The 19,184-nt window shown below is 69.6% G+C and carries 18 protein-coding genes; 9 read left to right on the top strand and 9 right to left on the bottom strand.

The features are described 5' to 3' along the window. The 4 genes from BLT43_RS14985 to BLT43_RS14970 all read right to left on the bottom strand — a co-directional run. Positions 1-316 (bottom strand): Calx-beta domain-containing protein (locus BLT43_RS14985; RefSeq protein WP_131802665.1); only part of this gene is annotated, 316 nt, incomplete at its 3' end. 469 nt (positions 317-785) lie between these two features. Then, entirely contained in the window at positions 786-1,094 is a 309-nt protein-coding gene (locus BLT43_RS14980) for an antibiotic biosynthesis monooxygenase (protein ID WP_090114123.1), read from the bottom strand. A gap of 22 nt (positions 1,095-1,116) precedes the next feature. Next, positions 1,117-2,649 carry an autoinducer-2 kinase gene (gene lsrK / locus BLT43_RS14975; RefSeq protein WP_090114122.1) on the bottom strand — a complete coding sequence of 511 codons (1,533 nt, stop codon included), beginning with the start codon at positions 2,647-2,649 and terminating at the stop codon, positions 1,117-1,119. Further along, entirely contained in the window at positions 2,646-3,596 is a 951-nt protein-coding gene (locus BLT43_RS14970; RefSeq protein ID WP_090114121.1) for a sugar-binding transcriptional regulator, read from the bottom strand. The genes lsrK and BLT43_RS14970 overlap by 4 nt, the downstream gene beginning before the upstream one ends. Positions 3,597-3,765: 169 nt before the next feature. Between BLT43_RS14970 and lsrA the strand changes: the two genes are divergently transcribed. From lsrA to BLT43_RS14940, 6 genes are all read left to right on the top strand, one after another. Next, positions 3,766-5,253, top strand: a complete 1,488-nt coding sequence (lsrA, locus tag BLT43_RS14965) for an autoinducer 2 ABC transporter ATP-binding protein LsrA (RefSeq protein ID WP_242652308.1) — start codon at positions 3,766-3,768, stop codon at positions 5,251-5,253. Continuing rightward, positions 5,246-6,253 carry an ABC transporter permease subunit gene (locus tag BLT43_RS14960; RefSeq protein WP_090114119.1) on the top strand — a complete coding sequence of 336 codons (1,008 nt, stop codon included), beginning with the start codon at positions 5,246-5,248 and terminating at the stop codon, positions 6,251-6,253. Before lsrA ends, BLT43_RS14960 begins: the two co-directional genes overlap by 8 nt. Next, positions 6,250-7,230, top strand: a complete 981-nt coding sequence (locus tag BLT43_RS14955; protein WP_090114118.1) for an ABC transporter permease subunit — start codon at positions 6,250-6,252, stop codon at positions 7,228-7,230. Before BLT43_RS14960 ends, BLT43_RS14955 begins: the two co-directional genes overlap by 4 nt. A 30-nt stretch (positions 7,231-7,260) precedes the next feature. Next, on the top strand, positions 7,261-8,277 hold the full coding sequence (gene lsrB / locus BLT43_RS14950) for an autoinducer 2 ABC transporter substrate-binding protein LsrB (RefSeq protein ID WP_090114117.1): 1,017 nt from the start codon (positions 7,261-7,263) through the stop codon (positions 8,275-8,277). A gap of 64 nt (positions 8,278-8,341) precedes the next feature. Then, positions 8,342-9,574: a class II aldolase/adducin family protein gene (locus BLT43_RS14945; RefSeq protein WP_090114115.1), complete on the top strand. Its 1,233-nt coding sequence runs from the start codon at positions 8,342-8,344 to the stop codon at positions 9,572-9,574. A 494-nt stretch (positions 9,575-10,068) separates the two neighbouring features. Next, complete coding sequence (locus BLT43_RS14940; RefSeq protein WP_090114113.1) at positions 10,069-10,446, top strand: hypothetical protein; 378 nt, start codon at positions 10,069-10,071, stop codon at positions 10,444-10,446. Between the two features lie 33 nt (positions 10,447-10,479). Here BLT43_RS14940 and BLT43_RS14935 read toward each other — a convergent pair whose 3' ends face one another. From BLT43_RS14935 to BLT43_RS14915, 5 genes are all read right to left on the bottom strand, one after another. Further along, on the bottom strand, positions 10,480-11,835 hold the full coding sequence (locus BLT43_RS14935) for a GH1 family beta-glucosidase (RefSeq protein WP_090114111.1): 1,356 nt from the start codon (positions 11,833-11,835) through the stop codon (positions 10,480-10,482). Positions 11,836-11,922: 87 nt separating this feature from the next. Then, positions 11,923-13,011 carry an ABC transporter ATP-binding protein gene (locus BLT43_RS14930; protein WP_090114110.1) on the bottom strand — a complete coding sequence of 363 codons (1,089 nt, stop codon included), beginning with the start codon at positions 13,009-13,011 and terminating at the stop codon, positions 11,923-11,925. 5 nt (positions 13,012-13,016) lie between these two features. Beyond that, entirely contained in the window at positions 13,017-13,919 is a 903-nt protein-coding gene (locus tag BLT43_RS14925; protein WP_090114109.1) for a carbohydrate ABC transporter permease, read from the bottom strand. Continuing rightward, entirely contained in the window at positions 13,912-14,838 is a 927-nt protein-coding gene (locus BLT43_RS14920; protein WP_090114107.1) for a carbohydrate ABC transporter permease, read from the bottom strand. The genes BLT43_RS14925 and BLT43_RS14920 overlap by 8 nt, the downstream gene beginning before the upstream one ends. A 126-nt stretch (positions 14,839-14,964) precedes the next feature. Further along, positions 14,965-16,203, bottom strand: a complete 1,239-nt coding sequence (locus BLT43_RS14915) for an ABC transporter substrate-binding protein (RefSeq protein ID WP_090114105.1) — start codon at positions 16,201-16,203, stop codon at positions 14,965-14,967. A gap of 184 nt (positions 16,204-16,387) precedes the next feature. Between BLT43_RS14915 and BLT43_RS14910 the strand changes: the two genes are divergently transcribed. The 3 genes from BLT43_RS14910 to BLT43_RS14900 all read left to right on the top strand — a co-directional run bounded on the left by BLT43_RS14910 (position 16,388) and on the right by BLT43_RS14900 (position 19,182). Then, complete coding sequence (locus BLT43_RS14910) at positions 16,388-17,422, top strand: LacI family transcriptional regulator (protein WP_090114103.1); 1,035 nt, start codon at positions 16,388-16,390, stop codon at positions 17,420-17,422. A gap of 276 nt (positions 17,423-17,698) precedes the next feature. Continuing rightward, on the top strand, positions 17,699-18,151 hold the full coding sequence (locus tag BLT43_RS14905; protein ID WP_090114101.1) for a MarR family transcriptional regulator: 453 nt from the start codon (positions 17,699-17,701) through the stop codon (positions 18,149-18,151). Beyond that, positions 18,148-19,182, top strand: coding sequence for an efflux RND transporter periplasmic adaptor subunit (locus BLT43_RS14900; protein WP_242652307.1), 1,035 nt, complete (start codon positions 18,148-18,150; stop codon positions 19,180-19,182). Before BLT43_RS14905 ends, BLT43_RS14900 begins: the two co-directional genes overlap by 4 nt. Positions 19,183-19,184: the final 2 nt, after the last annotated feature.

Genomic DNA, 19,184 nt, shown 5'->3' with positions numbered 1-19,184 from the left:
CGCCGCCGGCGAAGCTGGCATTCGGCGTCAGTTCCGACAGCTGCATCACCACGCTCTCGTCGCGCTCGTCGAGGCTGTCGCCGGAGATGCGGATGGCGATCTCTTTGGTCGTCTCGCCCGGCGCGAAGCTGAGCCGGCCCGACGTCGCAGAGGAGTTCAGCCCGTGGTAGAGATCCTCGTCCTCCGCCGTGCCGGCAAGCGTCCGGTAATTGAAAGAGACGGCATCCGCGGCCGCCTCCGACAGGCTGACCACGAAGATCAGGTAATTCAACGAGGATTCGGTATTGGCGGCGGGGGAGATGGAAACCGTGGTCATTACGAAAAACTCCGATACCAGTAAACGCCTGACACCGGAGAGTGCACCCGAGCTGCATACAATTATCAATAGATCAATGTAACTTAGACCATTCCTTTGCGGCGAGCCGCGAAAACACCGGCGGGCGAGCGCGCAAATCAGAAGCCATCTACGAGAGCGGGATAAAAATAATTAATACGGGCTAAATATAAATATTAATACATCTAATTAATTCGGAATGCGGATCGCGTGATGCGACAGGAATTTTTTCATGAACCACGCGCTGCTGGGCCACGTCGAGACGCTCGGAGCGGTGCCGGGGCCTTCCGTCATTTCCGAAGGGGCCGCTCCACGAGAGGCCCGGTTCGGGCCACTTGGCGGCACAGGTCATACGAGGGCGGAATATCCGCAATCCGGGGCCATTCGGCTCCCTGGCCCGGCCCCTTTCGGGCCGCCGGGCAGTTCCATTCGCCCGGCGCCAAGTGACGCCCTAGGCGAGCGCCTGGTCCTGGATCAGCACCGGCTCGAAATAGGTCTTGCTCCGGCCGCCGAGCGTGATCGGTTCGATCATCGCCACGCAGCGCCGGTAATGTTCGGTCTCGCGGTGACGATCGAGCGCCGCGGCGCTTTCGAAGATCTCGTAGACCGAGAAATTGTGGTCGTCCTCGGGGTCGCAGAGCAGGTCGAACCGGATGTTGCCGGGCTCCTTACGCGTGCCTTCGCAATTGATGCGGAACGCCTCGAGGAACGTCTCCCGCTCGCCTTGCGCCACCCTGATGTTCACGAGTTGGATCAGCATGTCTTGTCCTTCCGGGCTGGTGTTACTGGATGCCGGGGGCGCGCCACATCGGCGTCGTGACCCCTTCGGCGGCGAGCGTGCGCTGGACCGCGTAGGCCTTGGCCCAGCGCTCGCCCAACGCGTCGTAGAGCGGCTTCAGCCCCGGATCGGGCCGGTACTCGGCATCCGGACGGAACCAGGCGCGGCCGGCGGCCTCGAGCGTGTCGAACTGCCCCGCACCGGTCGCGGCCGCCGCGGCGCATCCCAGCGCCGTGGCCTCCTTCACCTGCGGGGTGACCACCGGCAGGCCCGTCACGTCGGCGAGGATCTGGCTCCAATGCGCGGATTTCGATGCGCCGCCGGCAAAGACGATCCGCTCGGGGCGCCGGCCGAGAAGGCCGGTCACGGCATCGAGGTTGCGCGCCGCGACCACGGCCGCGTTTTCCTGTAGCGCCCTGAAGATCGCCGCCGGACCGCCCCGCTCGGGGTCGAGCGGCAGGTTGAGCAGCGAGGGCGCGGCGTGAAACCACGCATCGTAGCGCATCACGTCGGAGAAGATCGGCAGGATGCCATGCGCGCCCGGCGGCACCTGACGGCTCTCGGCCTCGATCGCGGCATAGTCGCGCCCCTGCCCGAAGGCGTCGCGGAACCAGCGCATCACCGCGCCGGTGAAGAAGCTGATCGCCTCGCACTGGTTCAGCCCCGGCACGACATGCGGGTTGATCCTGAGCCGCATCGAGGGGTCCGACACCTCCGCCCCGACATTGACCACGGTCTGCCAGAAGGTGCCGCCCATGATCGCGCAGTCGCCCGCGCGGGTCGCGCCGAGCGCGAAGCTGCCGATCTGGCAGTCGCCGCCGCCGGCGATCACGGGGGTGCCGGGGGCGAGGCCGGTCTCGCGCGCGGCCGCGGCGCTGATCGTGCCGACCGTCTCGCCGGTGGCGGCGGCGCGTGGGAACAGCCCCTCTGGCAGGCCAACCTCCTCCAGCGCGCCCGGCACCGGGCGGCGGTCGCGCAGGTCGACGAGGCCGGTGGTGCCGGCATTGGACGCCTCGCAGACGAGCTCGCCCGACAACCGGTAGAGGATCCAGTCCGACAGCATGGTCAGGTGCCGCGCCGCCTGCAGCGTCTCGGGCGCATGGCGCTGCAGCCAGAGCAGGCGCGGCAGCGCGCCCAGCGCGAAGGTCTGGCCGGTGGCCCGGTAGAGCCGCCGCTCGAGATCGGCATGGTTCTCCTTGAGCCACAGCACCTCGGCCTCGGCGCGGGCATCGACATTGGCGCAGGCCCAGATCTCGCGCCCCGATGCGTCATGCAGCACGAAGGCCTCGCGCATCGAGGTCGCGCTGACCCCGGCGATCCGCGCCGGGTCGACGCCCGAGCGCGCGATCACGGCGCGGCAGCATTCGGCCAGCATCGCCCAGTTGCCGGCTGTGTCGAAATCCATCGAGCCCGGGTAGCGGGGATCGCCGGCATGCCACCATTCGCGCGCCTCGGCCGCGACCTCGCGGCCGGTCTCGTCGAACAGCACCGCCCGGCCCGAGCCGGTCCCCGCGTCGATCGCAAGATAATGTCTCATGCACCCTCCCCGGGCTGTTCGAGCACGAGGCGGGCCGTGGTCTCGTCGGTGATCAGGATGTCGAGCAGCCGGCCGCGTAGCGCAGCACCGATCGCCTTCGACTTGGCCCGGCCGCCGGCCGCGCCGATGACCTTCTCGGTGCCGCCGAGCTGCGCGAGGTCCACGCCCACCACGCGCCGGTGCAGCGGCAGGTCGAGCGTCTGGCCCGCCTCGTCGTAGAGCCGGCACAGCACGTCGCCCACCGCGCCGCGGCGGCGCAGCGGCTCGACCTCGTCGCGCGAGAGGTAGCCCTGCGCCACGACGGTGGCGCCTTCGCTCAGCTCGCCGATGCCGACCAGCTTGAAATCCGCGTTCAGCGCCATGTCCATCAACCGCGCCACCGAAGGCTCGCGCATCAGGGCGGTGGCGAGGTCGGGGTCGGCCACCACCAGCGGCGCGGGAATGACGTGGATGTTGCGGTCCCAGTTCGCCATGCCCATGCCGTCGACATAGGTCCGCACGCCGCCGGTGAGGGAGACGAGACCCACGCCCCGCTGCCGCGCGACATGGCCGAGCATCCGGATCGAATGGGTCACCGTCGCGCCCCAGCCCACCGCCAGCAGGCTGTCGGGCGCGAGGTGCTGCATCAAGTACTGCGCCGCCGCCTGGCCGATGCGCTCGTTCAGATCATCGGCCGGCGCATCCGGGATGACCCGGCAGTCGCCCAACCCGAACCGCGCCCGCAGCGTCTCTTCCAGTTCGAGACAGCCTTGGTGCCGCGAATTGATCCGCACCTGGATCAGGCCGGAGATCCGCCCCTGCTCGAGCAGCCGCGAGACCTTGATGCGCGAGATATTGAGCTGCGCGCCGATCTCGTTCTGGGTCAGCCCGTCATTGTAATAGAGCCAGGCGCAGCGCGCGAGCAGCGCCTCGTCCAGATCGCCCAGTGCGTCGTTCGTCCCGTCCATCGCAGCCCATCTCCGTCACGCCCCGCGTAAGGCATCTCAGAATGCTCTACACGCGATCATATGATCAGGTCAAATACTTCGAGTCGAAGCAAGTGCGCGCATCAGGGCGAAAATGTTTGACAGATCGCGCGTCATGCTGATCATATGATTTTGTCAGGTTCATTTGAACATGATGGGGAGCAAGATGGGCGAGATGCTGGCCGAGCTGCGCGGCGTGACCAAGGCCTACGGGCCGGTCCAGGTGCTGCGCGACGTCGATTTCGAGATCCGCGCCGGCGAGATCCACGCCCTGCTCGGCGGCAACGGCGCCGGCAAGTCCACCCTGATGAAGATCCTGGCCGGGCTGGTGCCCGCCAGCGCCGGAGAGATCCGCATCAACGGCACATCGCTGTCGCACCCCACGCCGGCCCAGGTCCAGGCGCTCGGCCTCTATCTGGTGCCGCAGGAGGCGCATATCTTCCCGCACCAGTCGGTCCTGCAGAACGTCTGCATCGGCCTGCCGCGCGCCGCGCATCACTACCGCGACCGGATCGAGCGGCACATCGCCGAGCTGGGCGTCTCGATCTCGCCCGACGCCAAGGCCGCGACGCTCGAGATCGCCGACCGCCAGCTGGTCGAGATCCTGCGCGGCATGATCCGCAACGCCCGCGTCCTCGTGCTCGACGAGCCGACCTCCGCGCTCACCCCGCACGAGGTCGAGGCGCTGTTTACCCGGATGCGCGCGCTGCGCGACGCCGGGGCCGGCCTCGTCTTCATCTCGCACAAGCTGCACGAGCTGCGCGCGATCTGCGACCGGATCACCGTTCTGCGCGACGGCAACACCGTTCTCGCCGCGCCGCTGGCCGACTGCCCCGACACCCGGATCATCGCCGCGATGAGCCCCGGCGCCAGCGCGCTGCGCGACCGCGCCGCCCCGCGCGAGATCGGCGCGCAGGCGCTGACGCTCGAGGGCGTCTCGGGCGAGGGCTTCGAAGACATCTCGCTCGGGCTGCGCGCGGGCGAGATCCTCGCCCTGACCGGCGTGGTCGGTGCGGGGCGCACGGAGCTGGCCGAGACCCTGGTCGGGTTGCGGCCGCTGGCCGGCGGGCGGCTCGAGGTGAACGGCCGCGCCCTGCCCCGCCCCAGCCCGCGCCGGGCGGTCGATGCCGGGCTGGTCTACCTCTCGGAGGATCGGCAGCAATACGGGCTGTTCCTCGAGGCGCCGCTGTTCTGGAACACCTCCAGCTTCGTCACCCACAAGCTGCCGGCGCTGCTGCGCCCCGGGCGCGAGAAGGCACGCTTCGCGCGCTACCGCGACAGCATGAAGATCCGCTGCCAGTCGCCCGAGCAGAGCGCCGCGGCGCTGTCGGGCGGCAACCAGCAGAAGGTTCTTCTGTCGAAATGCCTGGCCGCCGCGCCGCGCGTGCTGATCCTCGACGAGCCGACGCGCGGGGTCGATGTCGGCGCGCGCGGCGACATCTACGCGATCATCGAGGAGCTGGCCGCCCAGGGCGTCGCGGTGCTGCTGATCTCGTCGGATTTCGACGAGGTGGTGCGCCTCGCCGACCGGATCGCGGTGATGGCGGGCGGCCGGATCGCCGGCGAGCTGCCCGGCGGCAGCCCCATCGGCGAGATCGCCCGCCTCGCCTTCGAATCCCGGGAGCCCGCCCATGCTTGACGCGATCGCACGAAACCGCGTGGCGACGCTGGTCTGCGTCACCGTGCTGGTGCTCCTGGCGGTGGGCCTCGCCGCGCCCGGCTTCCTGACCGGCAACACCGCCGCGATCATCTGGTCGAACGGGCTGGTGCTGATGCTGGTCGCGCTCGGCATCCTGCCGGTGATCCTGACCCGCAACATCGACGTCTCCGGCGGCTCGATCCTCGGCCTCTCGGCGGTGGTGCTCGGCCTCACCGTCAATGCCGGCACCCCGCTCTGGGGCGCGGTGGCGCTGGCGCTGGCCGCGGGCACCGCCGCCGGCGCGCTGAACGGCGCGCTCGTCGCGGGCCTCGGCGTGCCTGCGATCGTGGCGACGCTCGGCACGCTCGGGCTCTATCGCGGCATCATGCTGATCGCCACGGGCGGCGAATGGATCGAGGGGCTGCCCGACGGGCTCAAGGCGCTCGGCGCCAAGGGCGCGATCGGCATCGCGCCGCTGGGCTGGGTGGTCGGCGCGCTGGCGCTGGCCCTCGCGCTGGCGCTGCGCACGCGCCGGGGCCTGTGGCCGAACGCGGTGGGCGACAACCGCGAGGCGGCGCGCCATCTCGGCCTGCCGGTGCGGCGCATCGTCTTCGGCTCCTTCACCTTCGCCGGCTTCATGGCGGCGCTGGCGGGCGTCACCTTCGCCGCGCAGATCGGCTTCGTGCCGAACCAGGCCGGCACCGGGATCGAGCTGCGCGCCATCGCCGCGCTGGTGCTGGGCGGCGTCAGCCTCTTGGGCGGCGTCGGCACGGCCGGCGGCGTGGTGGTGGCGGTGATCTTCTTCACCGCGATCGACACCGCGCTGGTCTTCCTGAAGATCCCCGCCTACTGGAACGACCTGATCGGCGGCGCCATGCTGCTTCTGGTCCTGCTGATCGACGGGCGGCTGCGCATCGCGCTCGAACGCCGCGACCGCGCCGCGCGCTACCGCCGCGCCACCCAACTCCCCGACCGGACCCCGCTGGAGGACGCCGCATGATCCGCCACGTGATGCGCTGGGAGGCCGTTCTGGTCGCGATCCTCGTCGCCGAGCTGCTGATCTTCGGGGCGATCAACCCCCGCTTCCTCAACAGCGCGAGCCTGCTCTTCGGCACCTCCGACTTCGTGCATATCGGCATGGTCGCGGTGCCGCTCACGCTGGTGATCATAGCCGGCGGCATCGACGTGAGCTTCGCCTCGACCGTCGGCCTTACCGCGATCCTGTTCGGCATCGCCAACTTCATGGGCGCGCCGCTGGCGGTGTCGATCCTCGCGGCGCTGGGCGCGGGCGCGCTGGCGGGCGGCTTCAACGCCGCGATGATCCGGGTGACGCGGCTGCAGCCCTTGGTGATCACGCTCGGCGCGCTCTACCTGTTCTCGGGCGCGGCGACCGTGCTGTCGGGCGCCGTCGGCGCCAGCGGCTACGAGGGCATCGGCGGCTTTCCGGCGGGCTTCACCGCGATGGGCTATGCCCGCATCCTCGGCCTGCCGACCGGTCTGGCGCTGTTTCTCGCCATCGCCGTCGCGCTGTGGCTGCTGCTGCATCTCACCCGCTTCGGGCGGCTGGTGTTCCAGACCGGCCAGAACGAGGCGGCGGCGCGCCATTCCGGCCTGCCGGTCGGGCGCGTGCAGGCCACCACCTACGTGTTGACCGGGCTCTGCGCCGCGCTGGCCGGGCTGATGCTGTCGGCCTATTTCGGCTCGGCCCGGGTCGATCTCGGCACCGCCACGCTGCTGCCGGCGATCACCGCGGCCGTGCTGGGCGGCGCCTCGATCTATGGCGGCCAGGGATCGGTGCTGGGCACGGTGATCGCGGTCTTCATCATCGGCTACCTGCAGCAAGGACTTCAGATGAGCGGCGTCCCGAGCCAGATCTCGGGCGCGCTCTCGGGCGCGCTGCTCGTCGTGGTCGTGGCGCTGCGCCACGGCGCGGCGCTGCTGCGCGATCTCATCCCGGCCGCGTCATCGTCCCGATGACACGGCCGGACAACAGGGAGGAGACGGGACATGACAGTGAAGACACTACTGGGCGGCGCGCTGGGCGCGGCGCTGATCGCCGGGGCGGGCGGCGCCAGCGCGCAGGACATCGCCTTCATTCCGAAGCTGGTGGGGGTGGGCTTCTTCACCTCGGGCGGCGCCGGCGCGGTCGAGATGGGCAAGGAGCTCGGCGTCAACGTCACCTATGACGGCCCGACCGAGCCCAGCGTCTCGGGCCAGGTGCAGTTCCTCAACAACTTCGTCAATCAGGGCTACGACGCGCTGATCGTGTCCTCGGTCTCGCCCGACGGGCTGTGCCCGGCGCTGAAGCAGGCGATGGCGCGCGACGTGCTGGTCATGACCTGGGACAGCGACGTCAACCCCGACTGCCGCAGCTACTACGTCAACCAGGGCACGCCCGAGCAGCTCGGCGGCCTGCTGGTGGACATGGCGGATGACGGCATCGAGGGCGAGGAGGCCAAGGTGGCCTTCTTCTACTCGAGCCCGACCGTAACCGACCAGAACGCCTGGGTCGAGGCCGCCAAGCAGAAGATCGCGGCCGAGCATCCCGGCTGGGAGATCGTGACGACGCAATACGGCTACAACGACGCGCAGAAGTCGCTGCAGACCGCCGAGAGCATCCTGTCGGCCTACCCCGATCTCGACGCGATCATCGCGCCGGACGCCAACGCGCTGCCGGCGGCGGCGCAGGCAGCCGAGAACCTCGACCGCGCGGGCGACGTCACCATCGTCGGCTTCTCGACCCCGAACGTGATGCGCCCCTACGTGAAGCGCGGCACGGTCGAGCGCTTCGGCCTGTGGGACGTGACCCAGCAGGGCGCGATCTCGGTCGCCGTGGCCGCGAAGGTGCTGCAGGACGGCCCGCTCAATGTCGGCGACAGCGTCGAGGTGCCGGGCATCGGCAAGGTCGAGGTCTCGGCCAACTCGGTGCAGGGCTACGCGCACGAGGCCGACGGCAACGGCATCGTGCTGCTGCCCGAGCGCACCGTGTTCACCGCCGAGAACATCGACAACTACGACTTCTGATCGCGGGGTCCGCGATCCTTCGGGGGCCGGTCGGACCGGCCCCCGCTTCATGCGAGGAGACGACATGCAATCGCGCTGGAACGACGACGACGCCGCCCGCTTCGCCCGCGAGGCCGAGGCGCAGGGCCAATCCGCCGCGCTCGGCCTGCGGGTCTACAGCTCGCGGCTGATCGGCGGGGACCCCGACCTCGTGCTGCATGGCGGCGGCAACACCTCGGTCAAGATCGGCAGCGGCGCCGACGCGGTGATCCACATCAAGGGATCGGGCTGGGATCTCGGCGCGATCGAGGCGCCGGGCCTGCCCGCCGTCCGGCTTGAGACGCTGCTCGCCGCGCGCGGGGTGGCGCGGATGTCGGACGACCGGATGGTGGCGATGCTGCGCGGCGCGCTTCTGGAGCCCAAGGCCCCCACCCCGTCGGTCGAGGCGCTTCTGCACGCCTATGCACCGCACGCCTTCGTCGATCACGGCCACGCCACCGCCGTGCTCGCCCTCGCCGACCAGCCCGGGATGGAGCCGACGGTGGCCGATCTCTTCGGCGGCGAGGTCGCCTTCGTGCCCTACGTGATGCCCGGCTTCGCGCTGAGCCAGGCCTGCGACCGGGTGATGCGCGACAACCCCGGCTGCAAGGGCCTCTGGCTCGAGCAGCACGGCCTGTTCACCTTCGGCGCCACCGCGCGCGAGAGCTACGAGCGGATGATCGACTACACCGGGCGCGCCGAGGCGCATCTGGCCGATCGCGGCATCGCCCTGCCCGGCCCTGAGGCCGACGACGCCCCCGCCGACCCGGCGCTGGCCGGGATGCTGGCCCGCGCCCTGTCGGGCGGCGCGCTGGGCGACGACCCGGCGCTGGACTGGCGCAGCACGCCGTCGATCCGGGCGCTGGTCTCGCGCGACGACCTGTCGGAGATCGTGCATCGCGGCACCGCGACGCCCGACCACGTGATCCGGCTGAAGCCCTTCCCGATGATCGTGGCGCCCGACATCTCCGAGGCCGGGATCGCCGCCGCGCTCGACGCCTACGGCGCGCGCTACCGCGCCTATTTCGAGCGTCACGCCCCGCATGCCGAAGAAGAGAAGATCATGCTCGACCCGCTGCCGCGGGCGGTGCTGGTCGAGGGCCAAGGCCTCTTCGGGCTCGGCCGCGACGGGAAGGCGGCCCGCATCGCCGGCGATCTCTGGGAACAGACCGCGCGGATCGTGCTGGCCGCAGAGGCCTATGGCCGCTTCACGCCGATCGCCGAGCGCGACCTGTTCGACATGGAGTACTGGTCGCTCGAGCAGGCCAAGCTGCGCTGAGACGGGCCTCGCGGCGCGCGCCCCGCAAACGGGCCCGGGCCGCCGGCTCACCCGGGGGGGCGCATCGCCGTGCCGATCGGGGCGCGGGAACGGCCGACCGACGGATGCGCATGGGCCGGTACCGATGTCGCGAAACGGCCCGGCACCCCGGCCGGGATCGGCGCTTCGTTGTCGGTTTCAAATGTCCAAAATGGTCGCATACGGCGGCCCATTTCATCCTCGGCGAGAGCCCCATGCCGTCACCGCCAACCACGGGCAGCAAAATGCCCCGTTTCGCTTGACCTTGATGGCCCGCGACACACTTGCGGCGCATGACCAAGCGTAAACCCGTTGCGACACTGGCCTGGTCTGAGGGCGCATCCGACGACATCGCTCCTCCCTCGCGCTGGTGAGGATGCGCCCTTCCCGACGACCCAGTTTGTACCCGTTGCCCAGCCGTGCCCGTTTGAGACCCTGACCCGCCCCCGCCCGATCAGCCCGGATGGAGCACTGCCATGCCCAACGGTCTCCTGCTCGACCACTGCATCGACCCCGACGGCGGCGTGAACGCCGAGATCCTCGCACGGGCGCTTGGCGTGGATGTCCTCGACCTCAGGCGCGCCGCGCCGAACCAGAGACGCCTGAAGGAGCTCTACTGCATCCTGAGCGTCATCCGGCCCTGGACCCGATCGGCCTCCGACAGCTGGTCCTGGTATCACGGCAGGCGGCTCGCCGGGCTCGACGGCCGCACGCCCGCCGCCATGGTGAACGAGGGCCGCTATTCCGAGCTCAAGGAATTCCTCGAATCCGGCGAGGCCCTCGCCACGGCCTGGCCGGCGGCGATGGAGATCGACTTCGTCCCGAAGGACGCACGGCCCGCGGCGAACAGCTGACCCCCGATCCGCGCGACGGGACGCAGCCCCGCCTCAGCCGGTGGCGGCGATGCGCCGTTCGTCGCGCGACAGGGCCGCGCGGAACGCCTCGAAGGACGCCTTCGGCGTGCGCTTCTGGGTCTCGTAGTCGACATGGACGAGGCCGAAGCGCTTTTCGTAGCCGAAGGACCACTCGTAATTGTCGAGCAGCGACCAGGCGAAGTAGCCCTTCATCGGCACCCCTTCCCCGATCAGGCCGCGCACCACCTGAAGGTGGTCCTCGAAATACTGCAGCCGCACCGGGTCGTCGCAGACGCCGTCCACGAGGTGGTCGTCGCCGGCCATGCCGTTCTCGGTCACGTAGAGCGGCAGCTCGCCGGTGTAGTCGCGCGCCACGCGCGCCAGCAACGTGCCGAGGCCCTGCGGATAGATCTCCCAGCCCATCGCGGTCTTGGGCAGCGGACCTTCGACCGCCGTGGCGTGCGGCCAGGGCGCGTCGGGCGCGGCGGCGACGAGCGAGCGGGTGTAGTAGTTGATCCCGAGCCAGTCGATCGGGGCCGCGATCTCCTCCATCTCGGCCTCAAAGCCCGCCGGCATGTGCGGCCCGAGCGCGTCGAGGATGTCCTGCGGGTAGCGGCCCTTGAACAGCGCATCGAGGAACCAGCGATTGGCGATGCCGTCGGCGGTGCGCGTGGCCGCCGCGTCCTCGGGCGCGTCGGTGGCGGGCTGGTTGTCGGCGAGGTTCAGCACGATGCCGAGGTTCTTCTGGCCCATCTCGCGCATCACCGAAAGCGAGCGCCCATGCGCCAGCATGACGTGGTGCATGGCGCGGGCGGCGGCGCGGATGTCGCGCAGGCCGGGCGCCTGGGCGCCGATGAAATGCGAAAGCCACGCCACGCACCACGGCTCGTTGATCGTCGCCACCGCCTCGACCCGGTCGCCGATCCGTTCGATCACCGCGCGGGTGTAGGCGGCGAAGAGGTCGACGGTCTCGGGGTTGGTCCAGCCGCCGATATCGGCCAGCGCCGAGGGCAAGTCCCAGTGGTAGAGCGTCAGGTAGGGCTTGAGCCCGCGCGCCACGATCGCGTCGACCAGCCGGTCGTAGAAGGCCAGACCCTCGGGGTTCACGTTGCGCCCGTCGGGCATGATCCGCGCCCAGGAGACCGAGAAGCGGTAGACGTCGAAGCCGCCCGCCTGCACGAGGTCGAGATCCTCCTCGAAGCGGTGGTAATGGTCGCAGGCCACGGCGCCGTCATCGGCGCCGGTGACGTTGCCCGGCGTCGCGGCGTAGGTGTCCCAGTGCGAGGAGCCGGCGCCGCCGAAGCGGTGCCCCTCGATCTGGTAGGCGGCGGTGGCGGCGCCGAACAGGAAGTCGCCGGGAAAATCGGCACGGGTGAAGCTGAAGGTCATCGGCTGTCCTTGGATGGGTCGTGGGCGTCCTCCCGCGGGAGGCGCGGCGTTCGGAGAAGGCGGCCCGCGCGGGGGGCCGCCCGCAGATCAGATCCGTTCCTCGGTCTCGGCGTCGAACAGCGAGGCGCGCGACGGCTCGAAGCCGATCGGCAGCACGTCGCCCGCCCGCACCTGCGCGTGGCCGTCCATGCGGATCCTGAGCGGCCCGCCGGCGAGATCGGCATAGACCAGCGTGTCGGGGCCGGTCGGCTCGACGAGGTTGACGGTGACCGTGGTCTGCACCGGCGCGCGTTCGACCAGCTCGCCGGTGACGACGTGCTCGGGCCGGATGCCGATGGTGGCTTGGCCTGCGCGGGCGCTCTCGGAGGAGAAGCGGTAGCCCTGCATCGGGATCGCGAGGTCGCCCGCCACGAAGGTCTCGCCGTCGAACCGGCCGTCGATGAAGTTCATCGAGGGGCTGCCGATGAAGTCGGCGACGTACCTGTTCTGCGGGCGGTTGTAGATCTCGTCCGGCGTGCCGAGCTGCATGATCACCCCGCCGCGCATGATCGCGATGCGGTCGGCGAGCGTCATCGCCTCGACCTGGTCGTGGGTGACGTAGATCATGGTGTTCTTCAGCTGCTGGTGCAGCCGCTTCAGCTCGACGCGCAGGTCGGCGCGCAGCTTGGCGTCGAGGTTCGACAGCGGCTCGTCGAACAGGAAGACGTCGACGTCGCGCACCAGCGCCCGGCCGATCGCGACGCGCTGGCGCTGGCCGCCCGAGAGCGCGCCGGGCTTGCGCTTCAGAAGCGGCTCGATCTGCAGGATCTCGGCGGCGCGGGCGACACGGGCGGCGATCTCAGCCTTGGGCACCCGGGCGTTCTTCAGGCCGAAGGAAAGGTTCCCCTCCACCGTCATCTGCGGGTAGAGCGCGTAGCTCTGGAACACCATGCCGATGCCGCGCTCGGACGGCTCCTTCCAGGTGACGTTCTGGTCCTGGATGAAGATCTGGCCGTCGGTGACCTCGAGAAGACCCGCGATGCAGTTGAGCAGCGTGGACTTGCCGCAGCCCGAGGAGCCGAGCAGCACGAGGAACTCGCCCTGCCGGATGTCGAGGCTTAGGCTCTTCAGGACCTTCACGTCGCCGAACTGGAGGTCGAGGTCGCGGATCCGGACCGAAGGGGCGTGCATGTTCATGGCGTTCATCCTTTCACCGCGCCGGCGGCGATGCCGCGGACGAAGAGTTTGCCGGAGACGAAGTAGATGACGAGGGGAACGAGGCCGGTGAGCAGGGTCGCGGCCATGTTGACGTTGTATTCCTTCACGCCCTGCACCGAGTTGACGATGTTGTTGAGCTGCACCGTCATCGGGTAGATCTCGGGCTTGGTGAAGATCACGCCGAACAGGAAGTCGTTCCAGATGCCGGTGACCTGCAGGATCATCGCCACCACGAAGATCGGCAGCGACATCGGCAGCATGATCCGGAAGTAGATGCCCCAGAAGCCGGCGCCGTCGACGCGCGCGGCCTTGAACAGCTCCTCGGGCATACCGGCGAAGTAGTTGCGGAACAGGAGCGTCAGGATCGGCATGCCGAACACCGTGTGCACCAGCACCAGCCCCCAGAGATTGCCGTAGAGCCCCAGCTCGCGCAGGATGATCACCATCGGGTAGAGCATCACCTGGTAGGGGATGAAGGCGCCGAGGATCAGGATGGTGAAGAACACCTCCGAGCCTTTGAACTTCCAGTTCGCCAGCGCGTAGCCGTTGACCGAGGCGATCGCGACCGAGAGCGCGAGCGACGGCAGCAGGATCTGCACCGAGTTGCCGAAGCCGCGCGAGAGGCCGTCGCAGTTGATGCCGGTGCAGGCGCCCGACCAGGCCCTGGCCCAGGGCTCGAAGGTGATCTCGACCGGCGGCGCGAAGATGTTGCCGAGCCGGATCTCGGGCATGCCCTTGAGCGAGGTCATCACCATCACCCACAAGGGCAGCAGGTAGTAGAGCGAGACGACGATCAGCGTGCCGTAGACGATGATGTTGGTGCGCGACAGCGCGCGCTTGGGCTTCGGGCCGCGCGGCCCATGGGTGGGGAGAGCGGTATCAGCCACGTTTCTTTCCTGCGAATTCGAGATAGGCCCAGGGGATGAGCACGATCAGCACCGAGACCAGCATCATGGTCGAGGCGGCGAAGCCCTGCGCGAGGTTCTGGTTCTTGAACATCGCGTCCATGACGTAGAGCGCGGGCATCTGGCTCGAGATGCCGGGGCCGCCGGCGGTCTGCGCCACGACGAGATCGTAGACCTTGATGATGCCCGCCGCGATCAGCACCAGCGCGGTGACGAAGACCGGGCGCATCATCGGGATGATCACCTTCACGTAGGTCTTCACCGTGCCGATGCCGTCGACGCGGGCGGCCTTCCAGATGTCCTCGTCGATGCCGCGCAGACCGGCGAGCATGATCACCATGATCAGGCCCGAGCCCTGCCAGATGCCGGCGATCAGGATGCCGAAGATCACGAGGTCGGGGCTGTTGAGCGGGTCGAAGACGAAGCTCTCCCAGCCCATGGCGCGAATGCTGGCCTGGATGCCGAAATCGGGGTTGAGGATCCACTGCCAGGCGAGGCCGGTGACGATGAAGCTCAGCGCGAAGGGGTAGAGAAAGACGGTGCGGAACGCGCCCTCGAAGCGGATCTTGCGGTCGAGCAGCGCCGCCAGCGTGAAGCCGATCAAGAGGATCAGCACCATCGAGCAGATGCCGTAGATCGCGAGGTTCTCGAGCGAGACGAGCCAGCGCCGCGTGCCCCAGAGCCGCTCGTACTGGCCGAGGCCCTCCCAGCTCAGCCGCGGCAGCAGCTTGGAGTCGGTGAAGGAGTAGATCACCGTCCAGACCGTGCAGCCGACGAAGACCACCAGCGCGGTGAGCACCATCGGCAGCGAGGCGATCTTGGCCGAGATGTTGCGGAACGGGCGACGCGGCTTTCGCTCGGCGCGGGCGAGGTCGATGCCGTCGCTTTCGACTATCGTCATGTGAGGGGGTCTCCCGGCTGCTGGCGACGGGCCGTGCGAGGCCATGGGCCGCGGCGCGCGGCCCCGTCGCGCGAGGACGATCGGGGGGTGGCGCGGGCCGCGGCTCGGCGGCCCGCGCAGGGCGGATCAGTCGGCGTCGGCGATGATCTCGGCGAAGCGGGCCTGCGCGTCGGCCGCGCTCATCGAGCTGTCGGCCCAGAACTCGGCCATCAGGTCCTCGACCTGGCCGGTGGTGTCGGCGGTCAGGGACATGTCGCCCGAGGGCAGGATGCCGTCCGCGCCGCCGGCGAGGATCTCGAGACCCTTCTGCATGCAGGCATTGGCGGTCGACATGTCGATGTCGCCGCGCACCGGCAGCGAGCCCTTGGCGAGGTTGAAGGCCACCTGCACCTCGGGCGAGAGCAGCACCTCGGCCAGCTCCTTCTGCATCGCGGTCACTTCCGGGTCGTCGTTGACCGGGAAGTAGATCGCGTCGCCGCCGGTATCGAGCACGGCGTTGACCCCGAGGCCCGGCAGGCAGGAGTAGTCCTCGCCCGCGACCTCGCCGGCCATGGCGAACTCGCCCTGCGCCCAGTCGCCCATGATCTGGCCGCCGGCGGCGTCGGTGATCACCATGTTGGTGGCCTGGTTCCAGTCCTGCACGTTGGAGCCGGCGGCCATCTCGCGCGCATTGGCGACGGCCTCGAAGGCGGCGGCGTAGTCCGGCCCGGCGGCGACCTCGGCGTTCTTGTCGATGTTGACCGCCTTCCAGGCATCGAGGCCGGCCACGGCGAGCGAGATCGTCCCGAAGGCGAGGTTCGACTGCCAGGGCTGCTGGCCCAGCGCCAGCGGCTGCTTGCCGGCCTCCTTCAGCGCCGGGGCGGCGGCGACGAACTCGGACCAGTTCGTCGGCACGGCGACGCCGGCATCCTCGAAGGCCTTGTGGCTGAGCCACAGCCACTGCGCCGAGTGGATGTTGAGCGGCGCGCAGTAGATCCGGCCGTCGACGGTGCAGCCCTCGAGCAGCGCCGGCGGGTTGATGACGTCGGTCCAGCCATTGGCCTCGGCGACGTCGGTGATGTCGAGCATCATCCCCGCCTCGATCAGCTCCTCGGCCTGGCGGCCATGGGTCATCTGGGTGGCGCCCATCGGGTCGCCGCCGAGGATGCGGCTGATGATGATCGGGCGCGCGGTGCCGCCCGAACCGGCGATGGCGCCGTCGACCCAGCCATTGCCGGTCTTGGCCTCGTAGGCCTCGGCGAGCGTCTTCACGGCGGCGGCCTCGCCGCCCGAGGTCCACCAATGGGTGACTTCGAGCTCACCCGCGGTCGCGGCGGTGGCGCCGAGCGCGGCGGTCAGGGCCAGCAGGGACGGTGTCAGTTTCACGATCGCATCCTCCCGAATCTAAATCGTTATAGGCGGACCTATAACGTTTCAGATCGTGCTGGCAAGATTTTCTTCGGCGGGTTAAACAAAGGGACAGGACACCCCGCCCGGCGCTAAGGTTGGCCGAGCCGGGCCCGGCACCGGTCCCGCGCCCCGCGGAAACGGCAAGGCAAGGAAAGCGCGCATGGCACCCGAGAGGATCACCGAGGCGGCCGCGACGTCGGCGCGCAAGAAGCCGACGCTGAAGACCATCTCGGAGCTCAGCGGCCTCGCCGTCGCGACGGTGTCGCGCGCGCTCAGCGACGCGCCCGACATCGGCGCCGAGACCAAGGAACGCGTGCGCCGCATCGCGGCCGAGATCGGCTATGTCCCGAACCGCGCCGGCGTGCGCCTGCGCACCGGCCGCACCAATGTCGTCAGCCTCGTGATGTCGACCGAGCACGAGATGATGAACATGACCGCCCGGCTGATCTCGGCAGTGGCCGAGGGGCTGCGCGGCACGCCCTACCACCTCAACATGACGCCCTATTTCCCGGGCGACGACCCGATGAAGCCGATCCGCTACATCGTCGAGACCCGCTCGGCCGACGCGATCATCTTCAACCAGGTCGAACCCGACGACCCGCGCGTCGCCTACCTGATGGAGCGCGGCTTCCCCTTTGCCACGCATGGGCGTTCGAACCGGGCCGCGGAATATGCCTATTTCGACTTCGACAACGCCGCCTTCGCGCGGCTCGGCGTCGAGGCGCTCGCCGGCAAGGGCCGGCGGCGGGTGCTGCTGATCGCGCCGCCGGTCTCGCAGACCTATGCCGGGGCGATGATCGAGGGCGCGTCCGAGGCGGTGCGCTCGCAGGGCGTCGAACTGCTTGTCGCCGACGGCGTGACCAGCGACGACGGCAGCGAGGCGATCCGGCGGCGCATCGCGCAGCTGTTGCAGGCGGATGCGGCGATCGACGGGCTGCTGACCGGATCGCCCACGGCGACGATGGCCGCGGTGGCGGCCTTCGAGGGCTGCGGCCGGCAGATCGGCCGGGATTTCGACGTCGTCGCCAAGGAGGCCATCCCGTTCCTCAAGCTGTTCCGCCGCGAGATCATGGTGGTCGAGGAGGACATCGCGAAGGCCGGCGTCTTCCTCGCCAAGGCGGCCGTCGCCGCCGCGACCGACCAGCCCGCGGCCCCGCGGCAGTTCCTCGACAGCCCCACGAGATTCGACGTCTAGCCGGTCCCGATCGCCCGGCGCGCCGAGCCGGGCACGAAGACCCATCGCCCGCCCCTGACCGCCCACCCGCGGCCCGGCCCGACCGCCTGCGCCCGGGCATCCGCTCAGGTCCGGCGGCGCGAGTCGGCCAAAACCGGCCGAGAGGACTTCGGCAAGGTCTGTTCCCTCGCGCAGACCGCCTGTTCACCGCGCCATATGACCTATAGTGCTTTCCATCTTGAATGTTTCTCATTCCGAAGCATATAGCGCCCACTCGCGACAAGGGGGTGGGGCGTGATGGATGAGGCGTCGGACGACACCGCGCGCGGCGAGATGCTGCTGGGGCTGGTGCTGCTCTACTGGGCGCTGCACGAGCGGATGGAATGCGTGGAGCCCGAATTCACCCGGCAGGAACGGGTGCTGCTGCTCAGGCTCGGCACGCCGCGCCGCATGGGCCAGCTCGCGCATCTGATGCAGGCGCAGCCCTCGGCCATCACCGCGCTGGCCGACGGCTTCGAAGAGCGCGGCCTCGCCCGGCGCCGCCGCGACCCCGAAGACCGCCGGGTCTGGCTTCTGGAACTGACCGATCAGGGCCGGACGCTGCGGCGCGAGATGCTCGACCACCTCGATCGCATCCTGCACGAGACCACCGGCCTCGCCGATGATGAATTGGAGATATTGTGCAACCTGCTCCTGAAGACGCGCGACCACATCAAGGCCACCGGCCTGCCGAAGGTGCTGCCGCTGTGACCCGGCTCATCCTGTTCTCCGTGGCCCTGATCCTCGCGGCGACGTCGCCGAGCGCGCAGCAGACGCCGCGCCCCGTGAAGCTGATGACGGTCGAGGCCGGCCCCCGGACGCCGGACCGCCAGTTCTTCGGCCAGGTCGTGGCGCGCCAGACGGTCGACCTGGCATTCCAGGTGTCGGGGCAGATCGTCGAGTTCCCGGTGCTCGAGGGCGAGACCGTGCCCGAGGGCGATCTCGTCGCCCGGCTCGATCCCGAGCCGTTCGAGCTCGCGCTCGAGCAGGCCGAGCTGCGCAAGGCCCAGGCCGACCGCGACCTCGAGCGGCTCGACCAGCTCAGCCGCTCCACCGTCAGCGAGGCGGCGCTGCAGGACGCCCGGACCGCCGCCGAACTGGCCGACGTCACGCTGCGCGACGCCCAGCGCGCGCTGTCGAAGGCGCGGCTCGACGCCCCGTTCGAGGCGCTGGTGGCCGAGCGCATGGTCGCCAACTTCTCGACCGTCTCGCCCGGCACCCCGGTGGTGCGACTGCACGACATGTCCGAGCTCAGGATCGAGGTCGAGGTGCCCGAGATCCTGTTCCAGCGCGCCGGCCTCAACCCCGGCGTGAAGGTCGAGGCGCGCTTTCCCGGCCGCCCCGGCGCCTTCCCGCTGGAGATCCGCGAATTCACCTCCGACACCGACGCGACCGGCCAGACCTTCGTGCTGACGCTGGCCTTCGTGGGCGAGGAGACGCCGCAGGTTCTGCCCGGCTCCTCGGTCACCGTGGTGGCCATGCTCGACGACGGCGCGACCGGCGCAGTGCTTCCGACCGGGGCGCTCGTGCCGGATGTCGACGGCACGGTCTCGGTCATGGTGTTCGAGGAAACCGACGACGGCGCGCGTGTGACGGCGCGGCCGGTCACGATCGAGCCGACCGATGCGGGCGGGTTCCGCGTGACCGAGGGCCTCTCGGGCGGCGAGGAGATCGTCTCCGCCGGTGCCGCGCTTCTCGATGACGGGCAGGCGGTGCGCCGCTTCACCGGCTTTCCGGAATAAGG

Origin of the sequence: Limimaricola pyoseonensis (genome assembly GCF_900102015.1) — a bacterium.
In the GTDB taxonomy this organism is placed as follows: domain Bacteria; phylum Pseudomonadota; class Alphaproteobacteria; order Rhodobacterales; family Rhodobacteraceae; genus Limimaricola; species Limimaricola pyoseonensis.
This window is presented reverse-complemented; position numbering and strand designations above follow the sequence as displayed.

Excerpts from the sequence above, each read along its gene's own strand:
- BLT43_RS14980 (WP_090114123.1), bottom strand. The coding sequence starts at position 1,094 with ATGCTGATCCAACTCGTGAACATCAGGGTGGCGCAAGGCGAGCGGGAG.
- lsrK (WP_090114122.1), bottom strand. The coding sequence starts at position 2,649 with ATGAGACATTATCTTGCGATCGACGCGGGGACCGGCTCGGGCCGGGCG.
- BLT43_RS14970 (WP_090114121.1), bottom strand. The coding sequence starts at position 3,596 with ATGGACGGGACGAACGACGCACTGGGCGATCTGGACGAGGCGCTGCTC.
- lsrA (WP_242652308.1), top strand. The coding sequence starts at position 3,766 with ATGATGGGGAGCAAGATGGGCGAGATGCTGGCCGAGCTGCGCGGCGTG.
- BLT43_RS14960 (WP_090114119.1), top strand. The coding sequence starts at position 5,246 with ATGCTTGACGCGATCGCACGAAACCGCGTGGCGACGCTGGTCTGCGTC.
- BLT43_RS14955 (WP_090114118.1), top strand. The coding sequence starts at position 6,250 with ATGATCCGCCACGTGATGCGCTGGGAGGCCGTTCTGGTCGCGATCCTC.
- lsrB (WP_090114117.1), top strand. The coding sequence starts at position 7,261 with ATGACAGTGAAGACACTACTGGGCGGCGCGCTGGGCGCGGCGCTGATC.
- BLT43_RS14945 (WP_090114115.1), top strand. The coding sequence starts at position 8,342 with ATGCAATCGCGCTGGAACGACGACGACGCCGCCCGCTTCGCCCGCGAG.
- BLT43_RS14940 (WP_090114113.1), top strand. The coding sequence starts at position 10,069 with ATGCCCAACGGTCTCCTGCTCGACCACTGCATCGACCCCGACGGCGGC.
- BLT43_RS14935 (WP_090114111.1), bottom strand. The coding sequence starts at position 11,835 with ATGACCTTCAGCTTCACCCGTGCCGATTTTCCCGGCGACTTCCTGTTC.
- BLT43_RS14930 (WP_090114110.1), bottom strand. The coding sequence starts at position 13,011 with ATGAACATGCACGCCCCTTCGGTCCGGATCCGCGACCTCGACCTCCAG.
- BLT43_RS14920 (WP_090114107.1), bottom strand. The coding sequence starts at position 14,838 with ATGACGATAGTCGAAAGCGACGGCATCGACCTCGCCCGCGCCGAGCGA.
- BLT43_RS14910 (WP_090114103.1), top strand. The coding sequence starts at position 16,388 with ATGGCACCCGAGAGGATCACCGAGGCGGCCGCGACGTCGGCGCGCAAG.
- BLT43_RS14905 (WP_090114101.1), top strand. The coding sequence starts at position 17,699 with ATGGATGAGGCGTCGGACGACACCGCGCGCGGCGAGATGCTGCTGGGG.